This is a genomic window from Kribbella shirazensis, assembly GCF_011761605.1.
GTDB classification, from domain to species: Bacteria; Actinomycetota; Actinomycetes; order Propionibacteriales; family Kribbellaceae; genus Kribbella; species Kribbella shirazensis.
On sequence record NZ_JAASRO010000001.1, the window covers coordinates 1,111,866 to 1,135,104 of the forward strand.

Here is a 23,239-nt window from a genome sequence, read left to right on the forward strand (position 1 = left end):
TAAACCCTCGCATCCCCGCCGACGGACACAACGTGAACCGGGACTCTACCCAACCACGAGGCCCCCGACGCGTGTCAGGGTTGGTACGGCGGGGCCTCGCCCCAGCCCCAGTGCGGGACCGGAGCCTTGGGCGGTGGCGTCGCGCCCGGCTGGGAGTTGGCGAGGGCGATTCGGGTGCCCCATTCGACGTACGCGACGAAGGCGGAGCGGAACTCCGGGTCGTCGGGCAGGCCGGCGGGATCCGCGCTGGCGGCGATGAGTGCTGCCCAACGTGCGCGCTGTTCCTCGGTCAGTCCGAGGTTGAGGTGGTGCGAGAGCATCGCGGGGTAGCCGCCGAGTTCGTCGGTGTAGCGGCTGTGCCCGCGGAACACCTCACCCAGCCAGAGCGCGACGTGCTCGCGGTGGTTCTCGCTCATGTGCGCGAAGACCGGCGCGAGGACCGGATCCTCGAGCACCCGGTCGTAGAAGACCTCGGTCAGCCGGCGCAGCGCCTCGTGCCCGCCGGCCCATTCGTACAGCGTGGGAGTCGTCATGTAATCATGTAATCATCGATAGAGGGCATCGGCCACCACCGCCAACTCGTCCTCGATCCGGGTATCGCCGTCCTCGGTGAACCACAGGATGTTCTGCAGGATCCGGCCCGCCGTCCATCCGAGGGCGCGGTCCCGGGCGATGCCGGTCACATCGAGCATGAGGTCGAACCGGTCGCGGATCGCGCGCGAGAGGTCTCCGGTCGCGACCAGGTCGTCCCACCGGTTCCACACAGCCGGCATGAGCTCGAACGCCGGGTCGCCGGCCAGCGGCTTCGGGTCGATCGCCAGCCAAGGCTGCCTCTTCGCCGCGAGCACGTTGTAGTAGTGCAGGTCCCAGTGCAACAGTCGGTCGCCGGGTTCCGGCAGCAGCTCGGTCACCTGTGCGACGAGGCGCCAGGTCAGCGCCCGTTCGGCCGGATCGACGAGCCGGGGTATCAGCCGGGGCGCGTCCTCCAGCATGCCGGCCGCGACGTCCGCGAGCCGACGGATCCCGGCCGGCGCCGGCACGGCGCTCAGCCGACCCAACAGCTCCGCGAGGATGCGCGTCGCCTCGACGTGATCCGGCATGTCATCGAGGCTGCGGGATTCGAGTCGTTCCAGGAGGAGCGTCGACGTCTCCGGGTCGTCCTCGAGTACCTCGACGACGTCGTCGTGGTGCCAGGTCCGTAGGGCGAGTGCCTCGCTCTCGGACTCCTCGTTGACGCTCTGCAGCTTGAGCATCGCCGCGGTTCCGTCCCGCCGTACGACGGGGAGGATCAGCGAAGCCTCACCGCTCAACGGTTCACCGGAGACGGTCAGCTGCCACTCGTCGACGTACCGCTCGACCGCCGCGGGCAGCCCGTCCAGCCAGGCGGGCGCTGTCGCGCTGTGATTCCGGATCAGCTTCGCGGGAATCTCGATCACCTCCCGCACAGTAGGTGTTCGCAGCGGGATGCGCCTCCGCTTTCCTAGGATGGACGCGGAGTCGACCGCACACGAGAGGGGCTGGGCCATGGCCGAGGAGCTGGACGTCGAGCAGCGCTGGCCCGAGCTTCTCGCCCCGCTCGACGACGTGCAGCGACGTGCCGTTCTGCAGTCGCTCGCCAACGCCTGGCACGAGGGCTGGGAGCCGAACCGCGAGGACGTCGAGAATCTCGCCGACCGCGCCCGCGGCGTCATCGACAAGGACGAGTACCTGCGCCGCGCCCACGCCGCCGCCCGCCGGCGCGCAGCGGACCAGGGCTGAGCCGGCCGCGATGGCACAGGACCCGTACGCCTACCCGCCGCCCGACCAGAACACGCTGCGGAACAAGTTCGACGAGCGCGACCCGGACACCCTGAAGGGTTTGGAGTACGCGGCCGCGGCGGATCGCCAGCGCGAACTGGAGTCCGGCGAGGCGGACGTCCCCAGGACCTACGACGCTCAGCATCTGCACGCGCTCCACGCGCACCTCTTCCAGGACGTCTACGACTGGGCCGGCAAGACCCGGGAGACCGAGCTGTACAAGGGCGGACCGGGCGGGTTCGCGCCGCCCGGCCAGATCGACCGCTACCTGGCCGACGCCGCGGAACTGATCGAGTCGGCCGACTGGGCGTCGATGGACCGGGAGCAGTTCGGGGAGCACGCGGCGAAGGTGTACGCGTACGTGAACCAGGCCCATCCGTTCCGGGAGGGCAACGGGCGCGCCGCCAAGATGTTCATGCAGCACGTCTCCGAGCTCTCGCCGTACAGTCTCGACTTCAGCAAGGTGTCGCCGCAGGCGTGGAACCAGCGGTCGATGCTGACCGCGCCGGACCTCGGCAAGTACGAGCCGGTGCCCGAGGCGCTCGAGCCGGTGTTCAAGGCGATCGCCGAGCCGCGACCCGGCGGACCGACCAGGACGATGATCCCGGCGGAGCTGAAGGAGGCTCGGCGGGTCGCCGGGCTCGATCCCCGGGAGACACCTGCCCGGACCACGCAGTCCCGGAGTACCGGCGAGACCACCCGCCGAGGCACGTCCCGGAGTCGCCCCGGGCAGTCCACCGAGCGGAGCTGAGCGGGTCGCCGGTAGGTGCTGCGGCAAGGATGTGCTTGGGTTCTGCCGTGGAGAGCAGGCATCGGCGGGTGCAGCGGATCGTGGCGGCGACGTACCTGGGGATCCCGGTGGCGTTGCTCGTGGTCGTGGCGTTGATCGCGGCGACAGGTACGGCGGCCGCGTGGATCGGCTGCGTCGTACCTGTGGCGATGCTGGCGATCGGATTCGTACTGCGCCGGCGGCACCGGTACCAGCCGCGCTGGTGGCTGGGTGTCGCCGGGTTGTTCGGCGGTCTGGCCGGCCTGACCGTGACGCTCTTCCCATTGGCGGTCGGGGTGTGGTGGCCGGCGATCCTCGCGCTGCCCGGGCTGATCGTCGGCGTCGTCGCCGGTCTCGCGCTCGCCCGCGCCGCCGACCGCGCGCTGCTCGTCCCGTTCGTCCCCGAGCTGGCCGGTACGCCGTACGAACTGGTCTTCCGGCTCCGCGGCGTCCCGCTCGCCGCCGTCCTGGTCGGCGCGGACTCGGTCACGATCCAGTCCCACCCGGTCCCGCGCTCCGAGCACCAGTTCCGCACCTACCCGCTGACCGCGATCACCGGCACGTACGAGTTCTCGCTGAGCGGCTCGGAACGCCTCAAGTTCCCGATCGCCGTAACCCACGCCGTCGGCAGCCAAGGCCCCGCCGTCATCCTGCAGGCCGACGGCGAGGACTGGGTCCTCCCGACGAACCAGGCCGGCACCCCCATCGACGTACTGACAGTCCGCCGCGAACGGTAGAGCTCTCAGCACGACGACTTCCTGAAGCGGTGGCGGGTCACCCTGGGGCGGCCACCCGGGTCTCGCCCGCCGCGCGGGTTGCGCGGCGGGTGAGACCTGTCGACGACTAGCGGAAGGCGAGTTTCAGGTCAGCCCGTACGCCCGGTCGATCTGCTGGCTGACCCGGTTCCCGACGGAGTCCCACGCCTCGGTGCGGACCGTGACCGCACCTGTGGTGTCCGCCAGTTTCGGGTGCATGACCTGGACCTGCCAGCTGCCGTGGCGCTCCTTGTTCACGTGCGCCGTGACCCAGGTCTTGCCGTCGTCGAAGGAGACCCAGGTCTTGACCCCGACGATCCTGGGTGCGTTCGGTACGACGTGGCGGGGGGTGACGTCGAACCGGTAGACCAGGCCGGCGCGGGTGGTGTCGTCGAGCCCGAGGTCGAAGTCGTGACTGAGCTGGATCAGCGGCTGCCAGTCACACGGGCCGTCGGCGAGACCGGCGTAGTCGGAGACACAGACGATCGGTGTCTCGACCGAACCGGTGGTGGCGCGCTCGGACTGGAACGTCCAGTCGGTCGCGACCCGTTGCGCCAGGCGTTGGCCGGTGAAGTTGTTGTAGGCCACGGTCTTGAGTTGGTACGTGCTCTTCTCGGGTGGCAGCGTGAACTGGTGGTAGGTGCCAACCGACAGGGACGGAAGCTTTACGCCGTTACGGTACAGCGATGCCTCCATGGGTTTGCTGATGGCGTCCAGTCCCTGCACTGCCGGGTTCGCCGCGGACACATTCGCCTGATTGATGAAGAAGACGTTGTCCTGGCGGCACATGAAACAGAAGCCGGCGAGTCGCTCGTCAAGGGCGTAGCCGTAGTCGGGCTGGCCGAGGACGAACGGTGCCTGGGTGAGCTTCTCTACCCGTCTGCCCGGCTCGAAGAACCCGGTGAATCCGGTGCGGATGCTGCGGTACTTGCCGTCGTCCGGATTCATCTGCATGTACCGGCGGTCCCAGGTGACCTGGGGTCCGGTGACGTTGTAGTACTCGGTCCGGTTGATCGGCACGCCGTAGTAGTGGGCCTGGCCGATGGCCGCGTTGTCCTTCGGACCCCAGGTGTAGTTCGTCTCGGACATGGTCGGACGGTCGCTCGACGCCGGCAGTTGGCTGTGCTGTTCGCTGTCGACTCGCACCAGTTCACGGTCGTCGTACTTCGTCACCAGCTTGCTGGGGATCTTCTTGTCGTAGTAGTGCGGCCGCAGCTTGTACTCGTACGGGCTGGTGACCTGGGCGGCGATCTCCACGTAGGGGTTCTTGGCGCCGTCGATGACCTTGGCGACCTGCTCCCACTGCACGCCGTCGATCCACAGGAACGGCAGTTTCAGGTCGAGGAACGCGGCCGGGGGAATCCTGCCGTACTCGGATCCGTGGACGTCGTCGAAGCCGGTGATGTGGTGGAGGATGCCCGCCGCACCGGCCTCGGCGGCCTGGTCGATGACGGGCTGGTACTCGGTCTTCATGTCGAGGACCGGGCTGGTCTCCAGCACGACGAGTTTGCCGCGGACGTCCCGTCCGGCGGTCAGGTCCGCGGTGGTGGCGAGCCGGAGCCGTTGATCGGTCTCGAACTTCGGGATCCGCGGCAGCGGCCCGGGTTGCGGGTAGTAGACCGTTTCATCGTCGTTCAGGTACTGCGGGTTCAGCCGGATCGTGCCGTTGCCGTGCACGGTGGTGGTGGCTTCCGGTGCGCCGCGGAGCTGTTCGTAGAAGAACTTGTAGTCGCCGAGCGTGGCTGTGGTCTTGCTGGGCACGGTGAACAGGCGCCATCCGTACCCACTGCCGGTGGCGCTCATCCAGGAGTTCGAGTAGGCCACACCGGTTGAGGTCGTGTACTGGCTGCTGATGACGCTGTGGACGACTTCGCTGGGTTTCGACGTCTTGATGTCGGGGATCGGGATGAGATCGGTGGCCAGGTCGTACTCGATGGTGGTGTCGCCGGTAACCTGGAACTGCGGTTCCTCCAGGTATGCCGAGGCCCGCAAGCTTCCCTTGACGCTCCAGTCCACCCCCGGACAGCCGAAGTTGTACGCGCCGTCCTGCACCCGGACCGTTGCCTCGAGCACGTTGGGGCCGGAGGGCGCCAGCGAGAAGCCCCCCTTTAGCGCGCTGTTCTCCTCGTCCAGACCGATGAAGGTGCACCGGACCGCGTTCGGGCTGGTTTCGAGCGGTTCGCCCGGTCGCCCCATGATGCGGACGGTGATTTGACGTGACGGAGGTTTGCGGACCAAGCCGACCGGGACGGTGATTCGGGTTCCGGTGTCGGAGGTGGCGACGACCGATCCGGTGTAGCTGCCGTTGTCGAGGGCTGCGGCGTCGACCGACGCGGTGATCTCGGCGGTTCCGCCGGCCGGAACGGTGACGGTCGCCGCGGAGGTGGTGAGCGCACTGCTGACGTCGTCACCGCCGACCTTGCGCAGTGTCGGCGTCAGGGTCAGGGTGACCGGTTCACCGGTCGGGTTGGTGTAGCTGACCGTCCTGTCCAGGGTCGGGTGGACGTTCGGCGACACCGCGCCGTAGTCGAGGTTGACGGTCGTGGTGGTGACCTGCTGCCGCACGGCGCGCGCGAGGTCGAGCCGACCGGCACCCTGTTCGTAGACCGTGTGACCGGCGTCCTGGCTGGTGCTGGTCAGCGCCGGCTTGAGCTGGGCGGCGGTCCAGTCCGGGTGTTGCTGGGCGAGGACGGCGGCGGCACCAGCGACGTGCGGGGTCGCCATCGACGTGCCGTTCGCCGAGGTGTACAGATCGTCGACCGGTGCGCCCATGCTGGTCCCGGCGGCGCGGGCGGCGACGATCCCGACACCTGGCGCGGCGATGTCCGGCTTCAGCGCCTCGTCCTCGACCCGCGGGCCGCGACTGGAGAACGACGCCAGGCCGTCGCTCTTGTCGGTCGCCGCCACCGTCAACGCCGCGTCAGCGGCGCCGGGTGAGCCCACGCTGTGCGCCTTGCCCACGTTGCCGGCGGCGATCACGAACAGCGTGCCGGTTTCGGCGGTCAGCCGGTTCACAGCCTGGCTGGACGGGTCTGTGCCGTCGGTCGGGGTGCTGCTGCCCAGGCTCATGCTGACGATGTCGGCGCCGTTCGTGGCCGCCCATTCCATACCGTCGATCACCCCGGATGTGGGGCCTGTGCCGTTGTTCGCGAGCACCTTGCCGATCATCAACTCGGCACCGGGGGCGACACCTTTCCGGCTGCCGCTCGATCCGGCTCCGCTGCCGGCGATGGTGCTGGCGACGTGGGTGCCGTGACCGTGGCCGTCGGTGACCTCCTGACCGGCGATGAAGCTCTTCGACGTCACCACCTTGCCCTGGAGGTCGGGATGGCCGGGGTCGACGCCGGTGTCGAGGACGGCGACCTTCACCCCGGTGCCGTCGTACCCGGCCGCCCAGGCCTGCGGGGCACCGATCAGCGGCACGCTCTCGGACAGCGAGGCCTGCACGGGGCGGTCCAGCCACACCTTGGTGATCCCGGCGCTCAACGACCCACGCGACGAGGCACCGGCGGCGGGGCGGCTGAGCGCCGACCAGAAGGCGGCCGAGGAAGCCTTGTCGATGCTGACACCGGCGCCGGAGATCGAGTGCAGGTCCCGTTTCGTCGTCGCGCCCGGCAGCGCCGCCACCGCGGACCGCGCCCTGGCGGAGGCGCCGAAGCCGTAGCTCACGATCACCGGTATCGCCTTCGCCCGGTCGTCGGCGTACCCGTTACGGGCCAGGTACTGCACGTCGAACAGCCCTTGGTCCAGCACACCGGCGGCGATCAGGCCCTCCGCGGAGTCCGGGATCACGTACACCCCGGTGTCGTCGGTGAACGACCGGATCGATTCCGATCCTGGCGGCGAGTTCAGCACCGTCGCCGTACGCCGACCACCGGCGTCCTCGCGGTACTCGACCTGATGACCGGTCAGCAGCGTGACCGTCGTTTCCAGCACCGGCGCGGTCTGCGGAGCCGGCGTAGCGGGTGGGGTGGTCGCGGTGGACGGCGGCACCGACGCGTCGGCGGGTGGCACGACGCCGATGGTGGCGAGGGCGACGGCGACGGCCAGGCCTCGTGCGGCCGCGCGACGTCGTGATCGCCGGATCAGACTGGGCATACGGGGGTCCTCCCGGGCTGAGCAAAGGCGACGTCCAAGGGGCGGGACGTCTGTCCGAAGCCTGGCAATCCGCCGCCGGCCATGGAAGAGTCACGCCAGCTCACTGCTCGCCATTGGCGTGAAGTGAGCAGTCCGCGACAGGTCTGGGGACATGAGCGACGACGTACAAGTACTCGATCTGACCGCGGAGGAGTACGCCCTCTACCGGTCGCTGGTGGCGGCCGGTCCCACGGTGCCGGCCGAGCTGGCCGGTACGGCGACGTTCGCGCGGCTCGCGGAACGAGGGCTGGTGGCCCACCTCTCCGGGGACGCCACCCGGTGGATCGTGGTCTCCCCGCAGGCCGCGTTCGAACCCGAGATCGCCGCCCGCCGGCGGGAACTGCACGAGTTCCGGCTCCGGATCGCCCGGCTGGCCGACCGGTTCCACCACACCACCACCGCCAGCGGCGCCGAGCTCGTCGAGGTGATCGACGGCCCGCAGGAGGTCCGCGGCTGGTTCAACCGCCTGTTGCGAACTGCCGAGCGGGAGGTGCTGATCTGCGACACACCGCCCTACGTCAAGTCCGTTCGGTTCAGCGACAACCCAGGCGACCTGCGACCCGGGGTTCGGATTCGCACCCTGCATGCCCCGGAAAGCGTCGCGATCCCCGGCCGGCTCGCCATCGCCGCCGCCACGGTGGCCACCGGGGAGCAACTCCGGGTCGGCGAGGTGCCGATGAAACTCGTGCTGAGCGATCGCCGGACCGGGATGGTGCCGCTGCAGCGTCGGCCCACCGTGCTGGACAGTGCGTTGCTGGTGCGCGACCCCGCCCTGGTGGCCGCGCTGGTGGCGCTGTTCGAGAGCTACTTCGACCGGGCGGTACCGCTGGACCTGGGCGTCGCACAGTTGCCGCCCGACGCCGACCGGCCGACGAAGCCCGAACGGGACCTGCTCACCCTGCTGATGGCCGGCCTGACCGACCAGGCCATCGCCGATCAGCTCGGCTGCCACGTCAGTACCGTCCGCCGCCGCCAGCAGCAACTGTTCGCCCGGCTCGGCGCCACCACCCGGTTCCAGGCCGGCTACCAGGCGGTCCAGCGCGGCTGGCTGACCGCGGCCGAACGGAGCGCCGGGTGACCGAACCGATCGGCGCGGCCGAGGAACTCGCCTACGAACTGTTGTTGGAGCACCCCGGCGGCACCCTGACCGAGCTCACCGCCGCTTGGTCCGGCCCCGGACGCCTGCCTCCGGTGCTCGAGCGGCTGGTGGCGATCGCGCTGGCGAGTGAACTGCCTGGCGCCCGGTACACCGCGGCGTCCCCCGATGTGGTCGCCGGCCTGCTCGACGGCCAGGAGGCCGCACTCGATCGCGCCCACGCCCAGATCCAGCACCTCGCCGATCTCCACCGTGCCGCCCGCGCCGGGGCGAACGCGCATCTGGTGGAGGTGGTCAGCGGCCACCACGCGGTCCGGCTGGCGGTCACCCAGGTCCTGCGCAGCGCCCGGCGCGAGCTGTGCTGTTTCGACATCCCGCCGTACGGCCAGGCCGAGGACACCGCCGACACCGACCGGGAACTGCTCGCCGCCGGTGTGCGGTACCGGTGCGTCTACGACCGGGCCGCGGTGGAGGAGAGCGGTGGCTTGCGTGAGATCGAGGCGATGACCCGCGCCGGGCAGCAGGCCCGCGTGCTGCCCGGCCTGCCGATGAAGCTGTACCTCGCCGACGACCGGCGGGCGATCCTGCCGTTGCCGCCGGGCCCGGACGGTGAGCAGGCTGCGATCGTCGTCCACGCGCCGATCCTGCTCGACGCGCTGGCCAAGCTGTTCGACGCGCTGTGGGACCGGGCCGTGCCGCTGCACCTGCCCACCGCCCGTACCCCGGCCGCCACCACTCAGCGGGTGACCGACATCGACGACGACCGGCTGGTGGTGATGCTGCTGTCCGGGCTCACCGACGAGGCCATCGCCCGCCAGATCGGCGTCGGCTACCGCACCATGCAGCGCCGGATCGCGGCTCTGATGACCGATCTCGGCGCCCACACCCGGTTCCAGGCCGGCGTTCAGGCAGCGTTCCGGCAGCAGCGGGCGAGCGCCACCGAAGGCACCGGCGGCGCTGCGGCCGGTGATACGCACCGCGGTGATGGTTGAGTGTCGCCGCGGTCGCCGCCGCTCGAGATGGCCGGGTGCCACGACCAGGAGATTCCCGCCGAAGCGGCAACAGGCAACCGGCACGAAGCGGTCTCCGCTCCTCTCTCACCAGGTCAGCGTTCCTGGCGGGCGGTTTCGGCCTTCTCCGCCTGCCAGCCGTCCTCGTTCTTGCCGAGTCGCCAGTAGCCGGACAGCGAGACGCGGTCGCGGGAGAGTCCGCGGTCGGTGAACAGGTTCTTGCGGATCCGGAACACGAAGCCGGCCTCGCCGTGCACGAACACGTGCGGCGTACCGTCCGGGAAGTCGAGCGCCTCCACGGCCGCGACGAGGCCGTCGCCACGCTCACCCTCGGCGGTCGCGCGGTGGAACCACTGCACGTCGACGTCGCCCGAGCCGCCGAACTTCTGCTCCTCGGTCTCGTCCGCCACCTCGACGAGGACCGTCGCCCGGGCACCCGGCGCCAACTGCTCGACCGCCGAACCGATCGCCGGCAATGCGCTCTCGTCACCCACCAGCAGGTGCCAGTCGGCCGCCTCGTCCGGCGAGTACGCACCGCCGGGACCGTTGAACCACAGGACATCGCCCGGCTGCGCCGCGGCCGCCCACGGTCCGGCGACCCCTTCGTCACCGTGGTGGACGAAGTCGATCGTCAGCTCGCGCGCCGCCTCGTCCCAGTTGCGGACGGTGTAGGTCCGCATGGTCGGCCACTGCTCGGCCGGGTACGTCTCCCGCACCACGCCCATGTCCAGCGGCTCGGGGTACTCCACGCCGTCCTTGCAGAACAGCAGCTTCACGTAGTGGTCGGCGAAACTGTTGTCGGCGAAGTCGTCGGAGGTGAACACGACGCGGACCATGTGCGGGGTGATCCGCTCGGTCCGGCGGACGACGGCGCGCTTGCAGACGCGATTGCGGCGGGGTGCGGGGCTGGTCACGCGACCACGGTCCTCTCGGGCGGGCAGGTAAGGATTACCTAAGTAAGCCTAACCCACCCGCCGCAAGGAGGCCTCAGGTTCCGCGGATGTAGAACGCCTTGCTGGCGCCCGCCACGTAGTTCCGGCAGGCCGGGAAGTAGGCACGGTAGGGGATCAGGCCCCGGTACGCCGGCTGCGCGCTGAGCGTGAACCGCCCGGACTCCCGCACCGCGCCCGAGCTGACGGTCCGCCACTGCGACGCGCCGTACAGCCGCTGCAGGTGCACCGGGCAGGCGAGCGGGGCGCCCACCACCGACCCGTTGACCGGAACGACCGTGCCGACCGGGGCGCTGCTCTTCGACGGCGCGGCGGACACGATGGCCGGCCGTGCCGGGACGAACGAGAGCCACCCGATCGCGTCAGGTGTGCCCGGGAGCAGCAGGCAGGTGATGGGCATCCGCGACACTCCCGGGTACGCCTTCGTCACGACGCCGTTGGTGTCGGTCAGGTTCGTGTAGCCCGGACCGAAGTACTCGACGCAGCTGCTGTCGGTGCCCAGCTCCACCCGGATCCGGGTGCCGTACGGCTTGCCGGTCTGGGCGTCGCTGACCGCCCACCTGATCGTGTACGGCTGGTTGAACGGCACCACCTTCGGCGTCACCAGTGCGGTGACCTTCGGCTGGTGCGTGCCGGTGACAGTGATCGACGGACCGGCGTACGGCGTCGGATCGTTCATCGGCGGATTCGGCGGGAAGAACGGTCCCGTCATCACCCCGGTGACCTTGAACGCGCCGTTCGCCGTCGACGGGACGTTCACCGGTCCGCTCCAGGTGCCGGTCGTCTCGTTGCGGACCAGATTGGTGGACAACAGCTGCGACAGTTGGCCGGAACCGCCGGTGCGCTCGAGGATCACGTTGACCGGTGTCTTCGAGTCCTCAGGTGTGCCGGTGTCGTACTTCCCCTTCACCGTCACCGTGATTGGCACCGTGTTCAGTCCGCTGACGGCGACGCTGGTCTTGTTCAGCGTCACGGACTCGATGGTCAGCGCCGGATCCGGCGCTGCCTGCGCCGCCGTCGGCGCGGCGAGCAGCGCCAGCGGTGCCGCGAGCAACGCGGCGACAAACCCCCTGATGGTCATCAGATCCCCCTGATGTAGAAGGCCTTGCTGACGCCGGCCTGGTAGTTGTAGCACTTCGGGAAGTAGACGCGGTACGGGATCAGACCCTTGTACGCCGGCTGCGCGTAGACCGTGAAGCGTCCGGACTGCCGGATCGCGCCGGTGCCGACGGTCCGCCACTGCGAGGCGCCGTACAAGCGCTGCAACTGGACCTTGCAGGCCGACGGGGAGCCCATCACGGATCCGTTGACCGCCACCAGCGTGCCGACCGGAGCGCTGGTCTTCGACGGCGTCGCGGACACGATGCCCGGTCGCGCCACGACGAGGCCCTGCCCGCCGATCGACGCCGGGTTGCCAGGCAGCAGCAGGCAGTTGACCGCCTCGGCGTCGGCGGACGTGTAGGCCTTCGTCACGGTGCCGTTGGTGTCGGTGAGGTGGGTGTAGCCCGGGCCGAAGTACTCGGCGCAGATGTTGTCGGTGCCGAGGACGACGCGGAGCCGACTGCCGTACGGCTTGGCGGTCTGGGCGTCGGTGACCGCCCACTTGATCGAGAACCCGGAGCCGAACGGCACGATCCTCGGCGACACCGACGCGGTGATCTTCGGCTGGTGCGTCCCGGTGACCGCGAGCGACGGACCGGCGTACGGCGTCGGATCGGTCATGCTGCCGCTGCCCGGGAAGAACGGGCCGGTCAGGACGCCGGTCACCTTGAACGTGCCGTTCGCCGTCGACGGGACGAGCAGCGGCCCGCTCCAGGTTCCGTTGGTCAGCCGCGGCAGGTTGGTGGAGAACAGCGTCCGCTGCTGGCCGGTGCCGCCGGTCCGTTCGAGGATCACGTTCACCGGTGTCTTGGAGTCCTCGGGCGTACCGGTGTCGTACGTCCCCTTGACCGTGACGGTGACCGGCACGGTGTTGAGTCCGCTGACCGCGACACTGGTCTTGTTCAGCGTGATGGAGTCGATCTTCAGGTCCGGGTCAGGGGCTGCCTGCGCCGCCACCGCACCGGTCGCAAGACCCAGTCCCAGCATCGGTACCGCAAGCAGCGCGGTGAGCACTCGTCTCATGTTCACGTCCCTCGGATGTAGAAGGTCTTGCTGAAGCCGGCGACGACGTTGAAGCAGGTGGGGAAGTAGACGCGGTACGGAATCAGGCCGCGGTACGACGGTTGCGCGTTGACCGTGAAGCGGCCGGACGACCGCACCTTCGCGGAGCTGACGGTCCGCCACTGCGACGCGCCGTACAACCGCTGCAGGTGCACAGGGCAACTACTGGTCACGTGGTAGACCGAGCCGTTGACCGGCACCACCGTTCCGACCGGCACGCTGGTCTTCGACGGCACCGCGGAGACGATCGCCGGCCGCGCCACGAACAGCCACTGGCCGACGATGTAGTACGGGTCCGTGGAGATGTGCGCGCAGTTCATCGCCTCGCCGTCGGCGTCCGTGTAGGACTTGGTGATCAGGCCGTTCGTACCGGTGCGGTACACCGGGCTGCCGCCCTCGGCGCAGGGCGTGTCGACGCCGAGGCCGATCGGGATCCGGGTGCCGTACGGCTTCCCGGTCGCGGTGTTCGTGACCGCCCAGGTGATCGAGTACGGCTTGCCCCACGGCACCACCCGCGGGTTCACCGACGCGGTGATCCTCGGCAGGTTCGAGCCCTTCACCCTGATCGTCTGGCCGGAGTACGGCGTCGGGTCGACCGGGGTCCCCCCGCCCGGAGCGCCGTACGGACCGGTCATCACGCCGGTGACCTTGAACGTGCCGTTCGCGGTCGAGGCGACGTTCAGCCGACCGGTCCAGGTGCCGTTCTCGAGCGTCCCGCCGGTCCGCTTCAGTGCCGCGGAGACGATGCTCGACCGCGGGCCGGTGCCCCCGGTGCGCGCGAGGATCACGTTCAGCACCAGGTCTTGGTCGCCGGGCTCGTCGGAGTCGTAGCCACCCTTGACGGTGACGTTGACCGGGTAGGTGTTCAGGCCCGACACTGCGACCGACGTACGGTCGAGGGTGACCTGCGAGATGGTCAGGTTCGGATCCGGGGCGGCCTGGGCGGCCGGCACACCACCGAGCACCGCCCCCGTGAGGGGCACGGCGAGGAGCGCCGCGAGTACTCGTCTGATTCGCATACGACTGAGAGTGACAGCGGTCCAGGCCGCTTCCAACTGTTTCGGTTCAGAACTGCGCGATCGGGCCGCTGTCTGTAGACCAGTTGCCACCAGCACGGATTCAACTTCCGGGAGCCGAGTGTTAACCGGTAGGTAACTCACCGCCCGTGTCGGGGACGGCTACGGTCCGCACCCTTGGTGCAATGAGCCAGGTGTTCGGGACCGTCCGGTACCCGGCGTACTCCGTGACGCGGACCGACCGGCTCGGCAACCCGATCTCGCTCGGCGACGTGCTGCCGGAGAGCAAGGCGATCCTGTTCACCGGTCCGCCCGGCATGGGGAAGAGCTCGGAGCTCGACCGCGCGGAGGACCTGGCCCAGCGGCACGGCTGGACCGCGATCCGGCTGACGGCGTCCGCGAACGTCCCGCTCGAGCACCAGCTCACCGGCGCGGTCCGGAACAGCCTCGGCGAGTTGCAGCAGCGGTTCCGGCGCGGGCCGGTCCGGAAGCTGAGCAAGACGGTCCGCGACCTGACCCGGAGCGGGCGCAACACCCGGGTCGGCGTCGAGTACCGGCTCGGTGGTGGTCCCACACCGGTCGAGCTGGTCAACAAGCACGAGTGGGACACGACGGCGTACGACAACCTCGGCACCACACTCAACGACATCGCCGACGAGCTCGGCAAGCTGACCGAGATCGACGGCAAGCCGATCCTGCTGCTGATGGACAACATCGACCAGGCGTCGGAGTACGACCGCGCCGGGCTGAACGAGCTGGCGATCCACATCGAGCAGCTCGACCGTCCCGTGTGGCTGGTCGCGGCGGGCGGCGCGATGTCGACCAGTGCCCTGATGCGGGCGTCCCGCCGGATGTCCGGCATCGCCACCACGATCACCAACCAGTTCGACATCCGCGAGCTCGGGCCGCTCAGCGACGACGAGCTCCGGCCGGCGCTGACCGAGCCACTCGACCGGGCCGGCATCCGGTACGAGCAGGCCGCGATCGACGACCTGCTCACCGCCGTCAACGGGCACCCGTCCCGGCTGCGGGAACTCGGCCAGACCGCCGTCGCGCTCCGCGATCCGGACCGCGGGATCACCGCGGACGTAGCGGTCAGGGCGATTGCCCGGGTCAACGCCGACGCCGCACAGATCTACCAGAGCGTCTGGGACGAGAAGAGCACGAGCCACGCCCAGAAGGACCTGCTCGCGCGCGTCGCCGCACAGGGCCCGAACGGGCTCTCGATGCCGCAGGAGACCCAGGCCGCCACCCCCGGTGATTGGCAAGAGCTCGACCGGGCGCGTCAGCAACTGGTGGCCCGCGGACTGCTGCGTGAACACGACGGCCGCGTGGTGACCATCCCGGACCAGGGGTTCCGGGACTGGCTCAACAACTACCTGGGACAGACCCCGGCGGCGCCGGCCGGGCCGGCGATCGAGCAGGCCGTCGGCAGCCCGCAGGCTGGGCTCGCACCGGTGCACCCGATCGGCAACCGGGCTCCGGTGAACCAGGTCCTCGGTACGTCGCTCAAGCTCGTGCACCAACTCGACCGCAAGGACGACCAGGGCCGGCCGATCTCCCTCGACCAGCGGCTGCCGCAGGCGACGTCGGTGCTGTTCACCGGCCCACCCGGCATGGGCACCAGCCATGAGCTGACCCGCACGAAAGCGCTGGCCGACCAGCACGGCTGGATCGCGATCCGGCTGGACGCGTCCCGCCGCGAGTCGCTGGAGGCCCGCGTCATCCGGTCGCTCCAGGGACAGCTGGGGACGTTCCGGGAGCGGTACTCGGCCGGCGAGGTCAGGGAGCTGAAACACCTGCTCAACCGGATGGCGATCCGGACCAGGAACTCGATGAACACCGCCCAGGTCCGGCTCGGGATCGCGCCGGGGCCGAAGCTCGGCCTGCACACCTCGTGGGAGGGCATCGCCAAGGACTCCGTCGGCAGGACGCTGAACGAGGTCGCCGACCACCTGGGCAAGCTGGCGACGTCGGGCCGGCAGCCGATCCTGCTGATGGTCGACAACCTGGACGCCGCGTCGAAGAGCGACCTGGTCGCGCTGACCGAACTCTCGGCACACCTGCACCGCGCCCGGCAGCCGCTGTTCCTGATCGCGGCCGGCGGCGAGGAGGCCACCAGCCGCTTGCTCGAGGCATCGGGTGGCCACGCCGGGATGGAGACCAAGGACGCCTCCCGGTTCGACGTCCGCCGACTCACCCCGCTGAGCCCGGACGAGCTGCGGCCGGCGCTCACGCGACCCCTGCAGGAGGCCGGGATCCGGTGCGACCCGGAGGCGGTCGACCACCTGGTGAACGCCGCCAACGGCAACCCGAGCCGGCTGCGCACACTGACCAGCGCCGCGCTCGAGCTCGCCGGCCCGGACCGGGACATCACCGCCGCGATCGCCACGACCGCGACCGAGGGGCTGAACGTCCGGTCGCGGGCGCTGTACGACGCCGCGTGGTACAACTGCTCGCCCACGGAGAAGGACCTGCTCGCGAGGACCGCCTCGCACGGCGCCCAGGGGATGCCGATCCCGGCCCGCTCCGAGGCCACCGGCCGGTCCCGCTGGGATCTCGACAGCGCGGCCCAGAAGCTGGTGTCCCGCGGTCTGCTCACCCGCACGGGGCACCAGATCCGGGTCGCCGACCCCGGCTTCCAGAACTGGGTGCAGACCCGCCTCGGCGTCACCGCCGCCCGGTCCGGGATCGCCCACCCCGGCCTCGCGAAACCCTCCACCCAGCCGGCCCAGCTCACCGCGACCGGTGAGCGGGCCCCAGAGGCCCGCCCCGCCGTGACGAGCCGGGACCTCCAGGCCGGTCGCTGACCTGACTCAGGGCCAGATCGAGCTGACCCACTCAGGGTGGTCGATGAACGGGTTCCGGTTGTGCTGGAACTGGCTGTAGATGACCTCGTTGCGGTTCTTCTCGAAGGCGTCCGGCGGGTCGGCCGCGGCCCAGGCCTTCAGCACCGAGAGCTTCCCGATGTACGGCGCGGAGCCGTTGCCGACCGAGTCGTTCAGCTCCAGATTCGCGAACCCGTCGTCGCCCTCGTACCGGACGGCCATGTAGAAGATCATCCGCGCGACGTCACCACGCACGGCTGCCCGCGGGGCGAACGAGTCCGAGTCCGCGGTACAGCCCGAGCATTGCGCGACCGACGTACCGCCGTTGTCGAAGTCGAGGTTGCCGCGGGCCGAGTTGACCGTCACGTCCTCGGGACGCAGGTGGTGGATGTCGGTGCCCGGGCCGGTCGCGGTCCCGAAGTCGCCGTGGGACTTGGCCCAGACGTGCTCACGGTTCCAGTCGTCGGCGTCGCCGCCGTTCAGGCTCTTGCTGATCGAGCGGCCGGAGTAGATCTCGATGACGTTGGCGGTGTTGTTCGGGTCCTGGTCGGTGACCTTCAGCGCGTTCCAGACCTGGTCGTAGCTCAGCTTGGTCTGGTTCGAGATGATCGTGTGCAGCGCGGACTTCAACGCGGCCCCGGTCTTGCCCTCGGTGCCGGCGTAGTAGTCACCCGGGTCGGGATCCGGGTCCGTGGAGCCGCCACCGCCGGTGAACGAGGTCGCGTTCTTCAGGCCTGGGTGCGAGAAGTACGCCGTCAGCGCGCCGGTGACGGTGATCTGCTTGCCGAGCAGGCTCGGGTTGCTCTGCAGGCCGTACGACGCGCGGAACGCGGACGGGATCTGGACGTACAGCATCGACGACGTACTGGTCTGCGACGCCGAGTCGGCGAGCGCCAGCGCGTAGTCGTTCGGGAAGTTGCTGCGGACAACGGTGGTGGTCGCGGTCGGCTGACCGACCACGTAGCCGGTGACCGACGCGGTCGAACCGTCCTGGCGGCCGATCGCGGTGGCGACCGTGATGGAGGTGGCGGCGTTCGACGGGGTGATGCCGAAACCGAAGAGTGCCAGTACGGCGGTGACGAGCAGCGCCGGACGGAAGAGTCGGGACACGGTGACTCCCAGGGGCGGTTGGGGACCGGACGCAGGTCAGTCTGCCCAGGTTGCCGGACCGTCGAACATCCGGCCCGCGAACACCGGGTGAAGAGTTGAACCGGTGGGGTGCTGAACGAGTGAGTGTCCTTCAGCACCCCACCTGGGCAAGTGGGCCCCCATCAGGCCGTGACGGACCGCCGCAGCCTGCTCTGCCCACCTACCAGCGAGGCACCACTGGCGGGCGGCACCTCACCGACTGGTCGACGTTGGGCGGACGCCGTTACGGACCGTACTCATTTCGCCACGGCTTGTCCACGGTTCGGCGGAGACATCTCACGCTGCAGACCTGTTGCTAGCATCGCGCGGTGACCGTGACGAGGCCGTTGCGACTGTTCAACTCACTCGGACGCCGCGTGCAGGACTTCACGCCGGCCGGCGACGGCGTCGTGCGGCTGTACAGCTGTGGTCCGACGGTCTACAGCTACGCGCACATCGGCAACCTGCGCGCCTACACGTTCGCCGACACCCTGCGCCGCGCGCTGCTCTGGAAGGGCCTGCAGGTCGAGCACGTCATCAACATCACCGACGTCGGCCACGCGGTCGCCGAGGCCGAGCTCGGCGAGGACAAGCTCGAGGTCGCGGCGGCGCGGGAACGCCGGTCCGTCGAGGAGATCGCGGCGATGTACACCGAGGCGTTCTTCGCCGACCTCGCCGCGCTGAACATCCTGCCCGCACACCACTACCCGCGCGCCACGCAGTACGTCGACCAGATGATCCGGTTCGCGGAACGGCTGGCCGAGCGCGGGTTCACCTACGAGATCGAGTCCGGGCTGTACTTCGACACGTCGAAGGATCCGGCGTACGGGCAACTGGGCCTGATCGACGCCGGCGGTCAGCTCGAGGGCGCCCGTGTCGAGGAGGTGCCCGGCCGGCGGCAGAAGACCGACTTCGCGCTGTGGCGCGCGGAGGCACCCGGCCAGTTGCGCGCGATGCGCTGGAACTCGCCGTGGGGCTGGGGCGCACCGGGCTGGCACCTGGAGTGCTCCGTGATGAGCATGCTGCTGCTCGGCGAGCACTTCGACATCCACACCGGCGGTGTGGATCACCGGCAGTTGCACCACGTCAACGAGATCGCCCAGAGCGAGGCGTACCTCGGGGACGGGCAGCCGTGGGTGAAGTTCTGGCTGCACAACGAGTTCCTGCAGCTCGGTTCGGCGAAGATCTCGAAGTCCGCCGGTCACGTCCTGACCGTCGGCGAGCTGGCCGACCAGGGGTTCCACCCGCTCGCCTACCGGTTGTTCCTGCTCGGCGGTCACTACCGCTCCCAGCTGGAGTTCACGACGGCCGGGCTCGACGGGGCCCAGTCCGCGCTGCGCCGGTTGGTCCGGCGTACGGCGGCACTCGGTCAGCTGCCGTCCGTGACGACCGCGGCGGAGGCGCGCGCTCTCGCCGGTGACGACAGCGCAGCCGTGGCGGCCATCGACCAGATCGACGACGCGATCAGCGCGGACCTCAACACGCCGCGGGCGCTCGCGGTGCTTCAGGACGCGTTGCGGGACCCGAAGCTGTCCGAGCAGGGGCAGCGGGCGGTGGTGGCTGCGAGTGCCGCCGTACTCGGCCTGCCGTTCGGCAACCTCGGGCCCGCGGACGTCGAACCGGCCACGACCGGGCGGCCGGAGGTCGACGAGGCCGCCGTCGAGCGACTGGTCGCGGATCGCGAGGCGGCGCGGGCTGCTCGGGACTGGTCCCGCGCGGACGCGATCCGCGCCGAGCTGACCGAGCTGGGCATCCAGGTCACGGACACGGCCGACGGCCCGACGTGGACACGCGCCGGCTGATCAGCGTGCGGCGAGACACGTCCTAGATGGCGTGCTTGCGCCATGTCGCAGGGACGGCAGTGATGGACAGGGCGGATTCCCGTGACGTGATTGCAAACTCTGTCGGAAGAAGAGGTGCGCCTGCCCCAAGCCTCTCGAAGGAGAATCCGCCTTATGTCTTCCCCCCGACGTGCCGCCGCGCTCACCACCGCGGCGGTACTTGCCCTCGGTGCGGCGACGGTGATCCCGTCCGCCGCGGCACCGCCACCGAACAGTGCCACCCAGACGGCCACCCAGACCACCCAGACCACCCAGACCTCCGCGATCACGCTGATCACCGGTGACGTGGTCGAGGTGAGCGACGCCGGCGGCGGCAAGAAGGCCGCCTCGGTCCGTCCCGCCCCCGGTCGCGAGGATGTCTCGTTCCATACCGTCGAGGCCGACGGCGGTCTCCGGGTGCTGCCCAGCGACGCCGTACCGTTCGTCTCGGCCGGCGTCCTGGACGTGGACCTGTTCGACGTCGACGAACTGATCGCCGACGGGTACGACGACGCCGCCAGCCTCCCGCTGATCGTCAAGGACACCCCGGGCGTCCGGTCCGCGCAGAATCTCGCCGGTACGACGACCACGCGGCAGCTCCCGTCGATCGGCGGCCGGGCGGTCGCCGCGGCGAAGGACCAGCTCCCGGCCCTGTGGAACGCGCTGAAGCCGTCCGCCGGCGCCCGCACCCTGAACAGCGGCGTCACCCGGATCTGGCTGGACGGCAAGGTCAAGCCGGTGCTGGACAAGAGCGTGCCGCAGATCGGCGCCCCCGACGCCTGGAACGCCGGGTACGAGGGCTCCGGCGTGCAGGTCGCCGTACTGGACACCGGCGTGGACGCGACGCACCCGGACCTGGCGGGCAAGGTCAAGGAGAGCCAGGACTTCTCCGGCAGCCCGAGCGGCACCGAGGACCACTTCGGGCACGGTACGCACGTCGCCGCGACCATCGCCGGTACCGGCGCGGCCGCGGGCGGGACCCGCAAGGGTGTCGCGCCGAAGGCCGACGTGCTCGTCGGCAAGGTGCTCGGCGACGACGGGTACGGCTACGACTCCTGGATCATCGCCGGGATGGAGTGGGCCGCCGGCAAGGGCGCCAAGGTCGTCAACATGAGCCTCGGCGGCGGCGCCACCGACGGGACCGACCCGCTCAGCCAGGCGGTCAACGACATCACCGCGCAGACCGGCACCCTGTTCGTCGTCTCCGCCGGCAACGAGGGTGCGGACGAGACGGTCGGTACGCCGGGCGCCGCGGCGTCGGCGCTGACCGTCGGCGCCGTGGACCGCGACGACAAGCTCGCCGACTTCTCCAGCCGCGGACCACGGCTCGGTGACGCCGGGCTGAAGCCGGAGATCACCGCGCCGGGCGTGGACATCATCGCGGCCCGCGCGACCGGCACGGCCATGGGTTCTCCGGTCGACAACCACTACACGGCCGCCTCGGGTACGTCGATGGCAGCGCCGCACGTCGCCGGTGCCGCCGTCCTGCTCGCGCAGCAGCACCCGGACTGGAAGGCCGACCAGCTCAAGAACGCACTGGTCAGCACCGCGAAGACCCAGCCGGGCCAGACCGTCTACCACCAGGGCGCCGGCCGCGTCGACCTGACCCGCGCCGTCGCGCAGAAGGTGACCGCCACGGGCGTCGCGGACTTCGGTCTGCAGACGACTGCCGACACCAGCAGCCGGACCGTCACCTACCGGAACGACTCCGGTTCGCCGGTCACGCTCACGCTGTCCCTCCAGGTGACCAACCTCGACACCAACCTGCCGGCGACGGACGGCTTCGGTCTCCCGGCGACCGTGACGGTCCCGGCCAACGGCACCGCCGACGTACAGCTGTCGCTGGACGGGGCGAAACTCGGCCGCGGTCAGTACAGCGGCTGGATCGTTGCCACCGGCACCGGCGGCGTCGTCACCCACACCGCGGTCGGAGCCCTCCGCTCCGGGCCGAAGCACAAGGTCACAGTGCGCGCGGTCGACCTCCACGGCGAGCCCACCGGCGTCCCGGTGTTCTCGTTGTTCGGCGACAACTCGCGGTCCGACGTCATCGGCTGGCTCCGGGACGGGGCGACGTACACGGCCGAGGTCGAGGAAGGCACGTACCTGCTGCACTCGCTGGTCGAGGACAACGACCCGCAGAACGAGCAGGCCAGCCTGTTCACCGACCCGAACGTGGTGGTCGACAAGGACATCGAGATCGTCATCGACGCGCGGAAGGCGGCGCCGATCACGATCGAGACGCCGAAGCCGTCGGAGCAGCAGTCGATCCTGAGCTACTACGTGCACCGCGTGTACGGCAACGGCCGCTCGATCAGTCACGGCGTGATGCACTTCAGCACGGTCCAGCAGGTCAACGTGACGCCGACCAAGCCGGTCCAGGACGGCAGCTTCGAGTTCTCGTCCCGCTGGCAGCTGGTTGCGCCGTTGGTGCAGGCGGCGGTCCCGGGGGTGCCCGGTCCGCTCGACATCAACCTCCTGCACCGGTCGCCGTCGTACGACGGCAAGAAGCAGTTCCGGATCGCGACCTCGCTGGAGGACGCGAAGGGCGCGCTGGTCGTGCTGCCGTCCGACGACGAGGGCGAGCAGATCGAGGCGGCCGCTGCAGCCGGCGCTGCGGCGATCATCCTGATCCGGCCGGCCGACTGGACCGCGTGGACGGTCTGGCGACCGGTCGGCGACCGCGAACCGATCCCGGCGATGGTGACCACGTTCAAGGACGGTCAGAAGTTGCTCGATCGGGCACGTCTCGGCGATGCGACGATCGACCTGACGCTCACCACGTCCAGCCCGTACCTGTACGACGTACAGCAGGTCTCGACCGGGTTCATCCCGGCGAAGATCAACTACAAGGTGACCGCGGCGAACAGTGCCCGGATCACCACGCGGTACGCCGACAACGGCGGGTTCAACTGGGCCAAGGAGCAGCGGTTCGGGTGGCGTCCGTGGCAGGAGTACTCGTGGAACGACTCGCAGCGGTTCGTCGAGACGCCGAAGGTGCGCGAGGAGTGGGTGACGTCCGGTGACTCGCTCTGGCAGCACCGGGTGCACCACCTGTACACCTGGGACACCATGAACCCGCTGGGCGGCGGCATGACGTCGGTACCGCGTAGCTACCGGAGCGGGCCGTCGGTCGAGACGTGGTTCGGTCCGGTGGTTCGCCCGGCGGCAGCGCCCGGTATCGCGTCCACACGGACCGGTGACCGGCTCTCGCTCCGCATCCCGAACTTCGTGGACGAGAACGGGCACTACACCCGCGGCGAGACCACCTCCGCCTCGGCGACGCTGTCTCGCGACGGCCAGGTCGTAGCGCAGCTGCCGAACGCGTGGGCGGACGTGACCACGTCCAGCGAGGACGCGGCGTACAAGCTCGACCTGTCCACCGCACGCATCGACAAGCAGGGCGAGTGGAACTGGGGCACGCGCACGGAGACCTCGTGGGAGTTCCGGTCGAGCAAGCAGCCGGTCGACAAGGCTGTGCCGCTCGCGCTGCAGCAGGTCGACTACAAGGTGCCGGTCGACCTGACCGGCAAGGTGAGCGCCCGGACGCACGTGGTCGGCTTCGAGTCGGCGCAGGCGAGGTCGCTGCAGGCCTGGGCCTCGTTCGACGAGGGCACGACGTGGCAGCGGCTCGTGGTGGTAGGTGCCGCCGGCCACTACCTGGCCGTCGTACCGAACGCCCACGGCACCGTGTCCCTCAAGGTGCAGGCCACCGGGACGAACGGCTCGAAGATCACCCAGACGGTGATCCGGGCGTACGGCGTCCGGTGATC

The 23,239-nt window shown here is 69.9% G+C and carries 16 protein-coding genes; 8 read left to right on the forward strand and 8 right to left on the reverse strand.

Features of this window, described 5'->3' with window-relative positions; all coding sequences use genetic code 11:
* Window positions 1-74: 74 nt before the first annotated feature.
* Window positions 75-533: a group II truncated hemoglobin gene (locus BJY22_RS05405; protein WP_167204057.1), complete on the reverse strand. Its 459-nt coding sequence runs from the start codon at window positions 531-533 to the stop codon at window positions 75-77.
* 12 nt (window positions 534-545) lie between these two features.
* A complete protein-coding gene (locus BJY22_RS05410; RefSeq protein ID WP_420371413.1) occupies window positions 546-1,445 on the reverse strand; it encodes an aminoglycoside phosphotransferase family protein in 900 nt (299 codons plus the stop codon).
* A gap of 79 nt (window positions 1,446-1,524) precedes the next feature.
* On the opposite strand from BJY22_RS05410, the gene BJY22_RS05415 reads away from it, so the two are divergent.
* The 3 genes from BJY22_RS05415 to BJY22_RS05425 are packed head-to-tail and all read left to right on the forward strand — an operon-like array spanning window position 1,525 to window position 3,303.
* Window positions 1,525-1,758 (forward strand): antitoxin VbhA family protein, encoded by a 234-nt coding sequence (locus BJY22_RS05415; RefSeq protein ID WP_167204059.1) that lies wholly within the window; start codon window positions 1,525-1,527, stop codon window positions 1,756-1,758.
* Window positions 1,759-1,768: 10 nt separating this feature from the next.
* Window positions 1,769-2,548, forward strand: a complete 780-nt coding sequence (locus BJY22_RS05420; protein WP_167204060.1) for a Fic/DOC family protein — start codon at window positions 1,769-1,771, stop codon at window positions 2,546-2,548.
* A 35-nt stretch (window positions 2,549-2,583) separates the two neighbouring features.
* On the forward strand, window positions 2,584-3,303 hold the full coding sequence (locus BJY22_RS05425; RefSeq protein ID WP_238350291.1) for a PrsW family intramembrane metalloprotease: 720 nt from the start codon (window positions 2,584-2,586) through the stop codon (window positions 3,301-3,303).
* A gap of 123 nt (window positions 3,304-3,426) precedes the next feature.
* On the opposite strand, the gene BJY22_RS05430 is transcribed toward BJY22_RS05425, so the two are convergent.
* Complete coding sequence (locus tag BJY22_RS05430) at window positions 3,427-7,419, reverse strand: S8 family serine peptidase (RefSeq protein ID WP_167204062.1); 3,993 nt, start codon at window positions 7,417-7,419, stop codon at window positions 3,427-3,429.
* A 151-nt stretch (window positions 7,420-7,570) separates the two neighbouring features.
* On the opposite strand from BJY22_RS05430, the gene BJY22_RS40965 reads away from it, so the two are divergent.
* Window positions 7,571-8,536 carry a helix-turn-helix transcriptional regulator gene (locus BJY22_RS40965; protein WP_202891001.1) on the forward strand — a complete coding sequence of 322 codons (966 nt, stop codon included), beginning with the start codon at window positions 7,571-7,573 and terminating at the stop codon, window positions 8,534-8,536.
* On the forward strand, window positions 8,533-9,546 hold the full coding sequence (locus tag BJY22_RS05440; protein WP_167204063.1) for a helix-turn-helix domain-containing protein: 1,014 nt from the start codon (window positions 8,533-8,535) through the stop codon (window positions 9,544-9,546). The genes BJY22_RS40965 and BJY22_RS05440 overlap by 4 nt, the downstream gene beginning before the upstream one ends.
* A 113-nt stretch (window positions 9,547-9,659) precedes the next feature.
* Here BJY22_RS05440 and BJY22_RS05445 read toward each other — a convergent pair whose 3' ends face one another.
* The 4 genes from BJY22_RS05445 to BJY22_RS05460 form a co-directional block, all read right to left on the reverse strand.
* A complete protein-coding gene (locus tag BJY22_RS05445; RefSeq protein WP_167204064.1) occupies window positions 9,660-10,478 on the reverse strand; it encodes a siderophore-interacting protein in 819 nt (272 codons plus the stop codon).
* Between the two features lie 73 nt (window positions 10,479-10,551).
* Window positions 10,552-11,595, reverse strand: coding sequence for a hypothetical protein (locus BJY22_RS05450; protein WP_167204065.1), 1,044 nt, complete (start codon window positions 11,593-11,595; stop codon window positions 10,552-10,554).
* On the reverse strand, window positions 11,595-12,638 hold the full coding sequence (locus BJY22_RS05455; RefSeq protein WP_167204066.1) for a hypothetical protein: 1,044 nt from the start codon (window positions 12,636-12,638) through the stop codon (window positions 11,595-11,597). The genes BJY22_RS05450 and BJY22_RS05455 overlap by 1 nt, the downstream gene beginning before the upstream one ends.
* Window positions 12,639-12,640: 2 nt before the next feature.
* Window positions 12,641-13,696 (reverse strand): hypothetical protein, encoded by a 1,056-nt coding sequence (locus BJY22_RS05460; protein ID WP_167204067.1) that lies wholly within the window; start codon window positions 13,694-13,696, stop codon window positions 12,641-12,643.
* Between the two features lie 182 nt (window positions 13,697-13,878).
* Between BJY22_RS05460 and BJY22_RS05465 the strand changes: the two genes are divergently transcribed.
* Window positions 13,879-16,503 (forward strand): hypothetical protein, encoded by a 2,625-nt coding sequence (locus BJY22_RS05465; protein WP_167204068.1) that lies wholly within the window; start codon window positions 13,879-13,881, stop codon window positions 16,501-16,503.
* Window positions 16,504-16,509: 6 nt separating this feature from the next.
* Here the strand turns inward: BJY22_RS05465 and BJY22_RS05470 are convergent, their stop codons facing one another.
* Window positions 16,510-17,631, reverse strand: a complete 1,122-nt coding sequence (locus BJY22_RS05470) for an endonuclease (protein ID WP_337758232.1) — start codon at window positions 17,629-17,631, stop codon at window positions 16,510-16,512.
* A 347-nt stretch (window positions 17,632-17,978) separates the two neighbouring features.
* Between BJY22_RS05470 and cysS the strand changes: the two genes are divergently transcribed.
* A complete protein-coding gene (gene cysS, locus BJY22_RS05475; protein ID WP_167204069.1) occupies window positions 17,979-19,451 on the forward strand; it encodes a cysteine--tRNA ligase in 1,473 nt (490 codons plus the stop codon).
* 153 nt (window positions 19,452-19,604) lie between these two features.
* Window positions 19,605-23,237, forward strand: coding sequence for a S8 family peptidase (locus tag BJY22_RS05480; protein ID WP_167204070.1), 3,633 nt, complete (start codon window positions 19,605-19,607; stop codon window positions 23,235-23,237).
* Window positions 23,238-23,239: the final 2 nt, after the last annotated feature.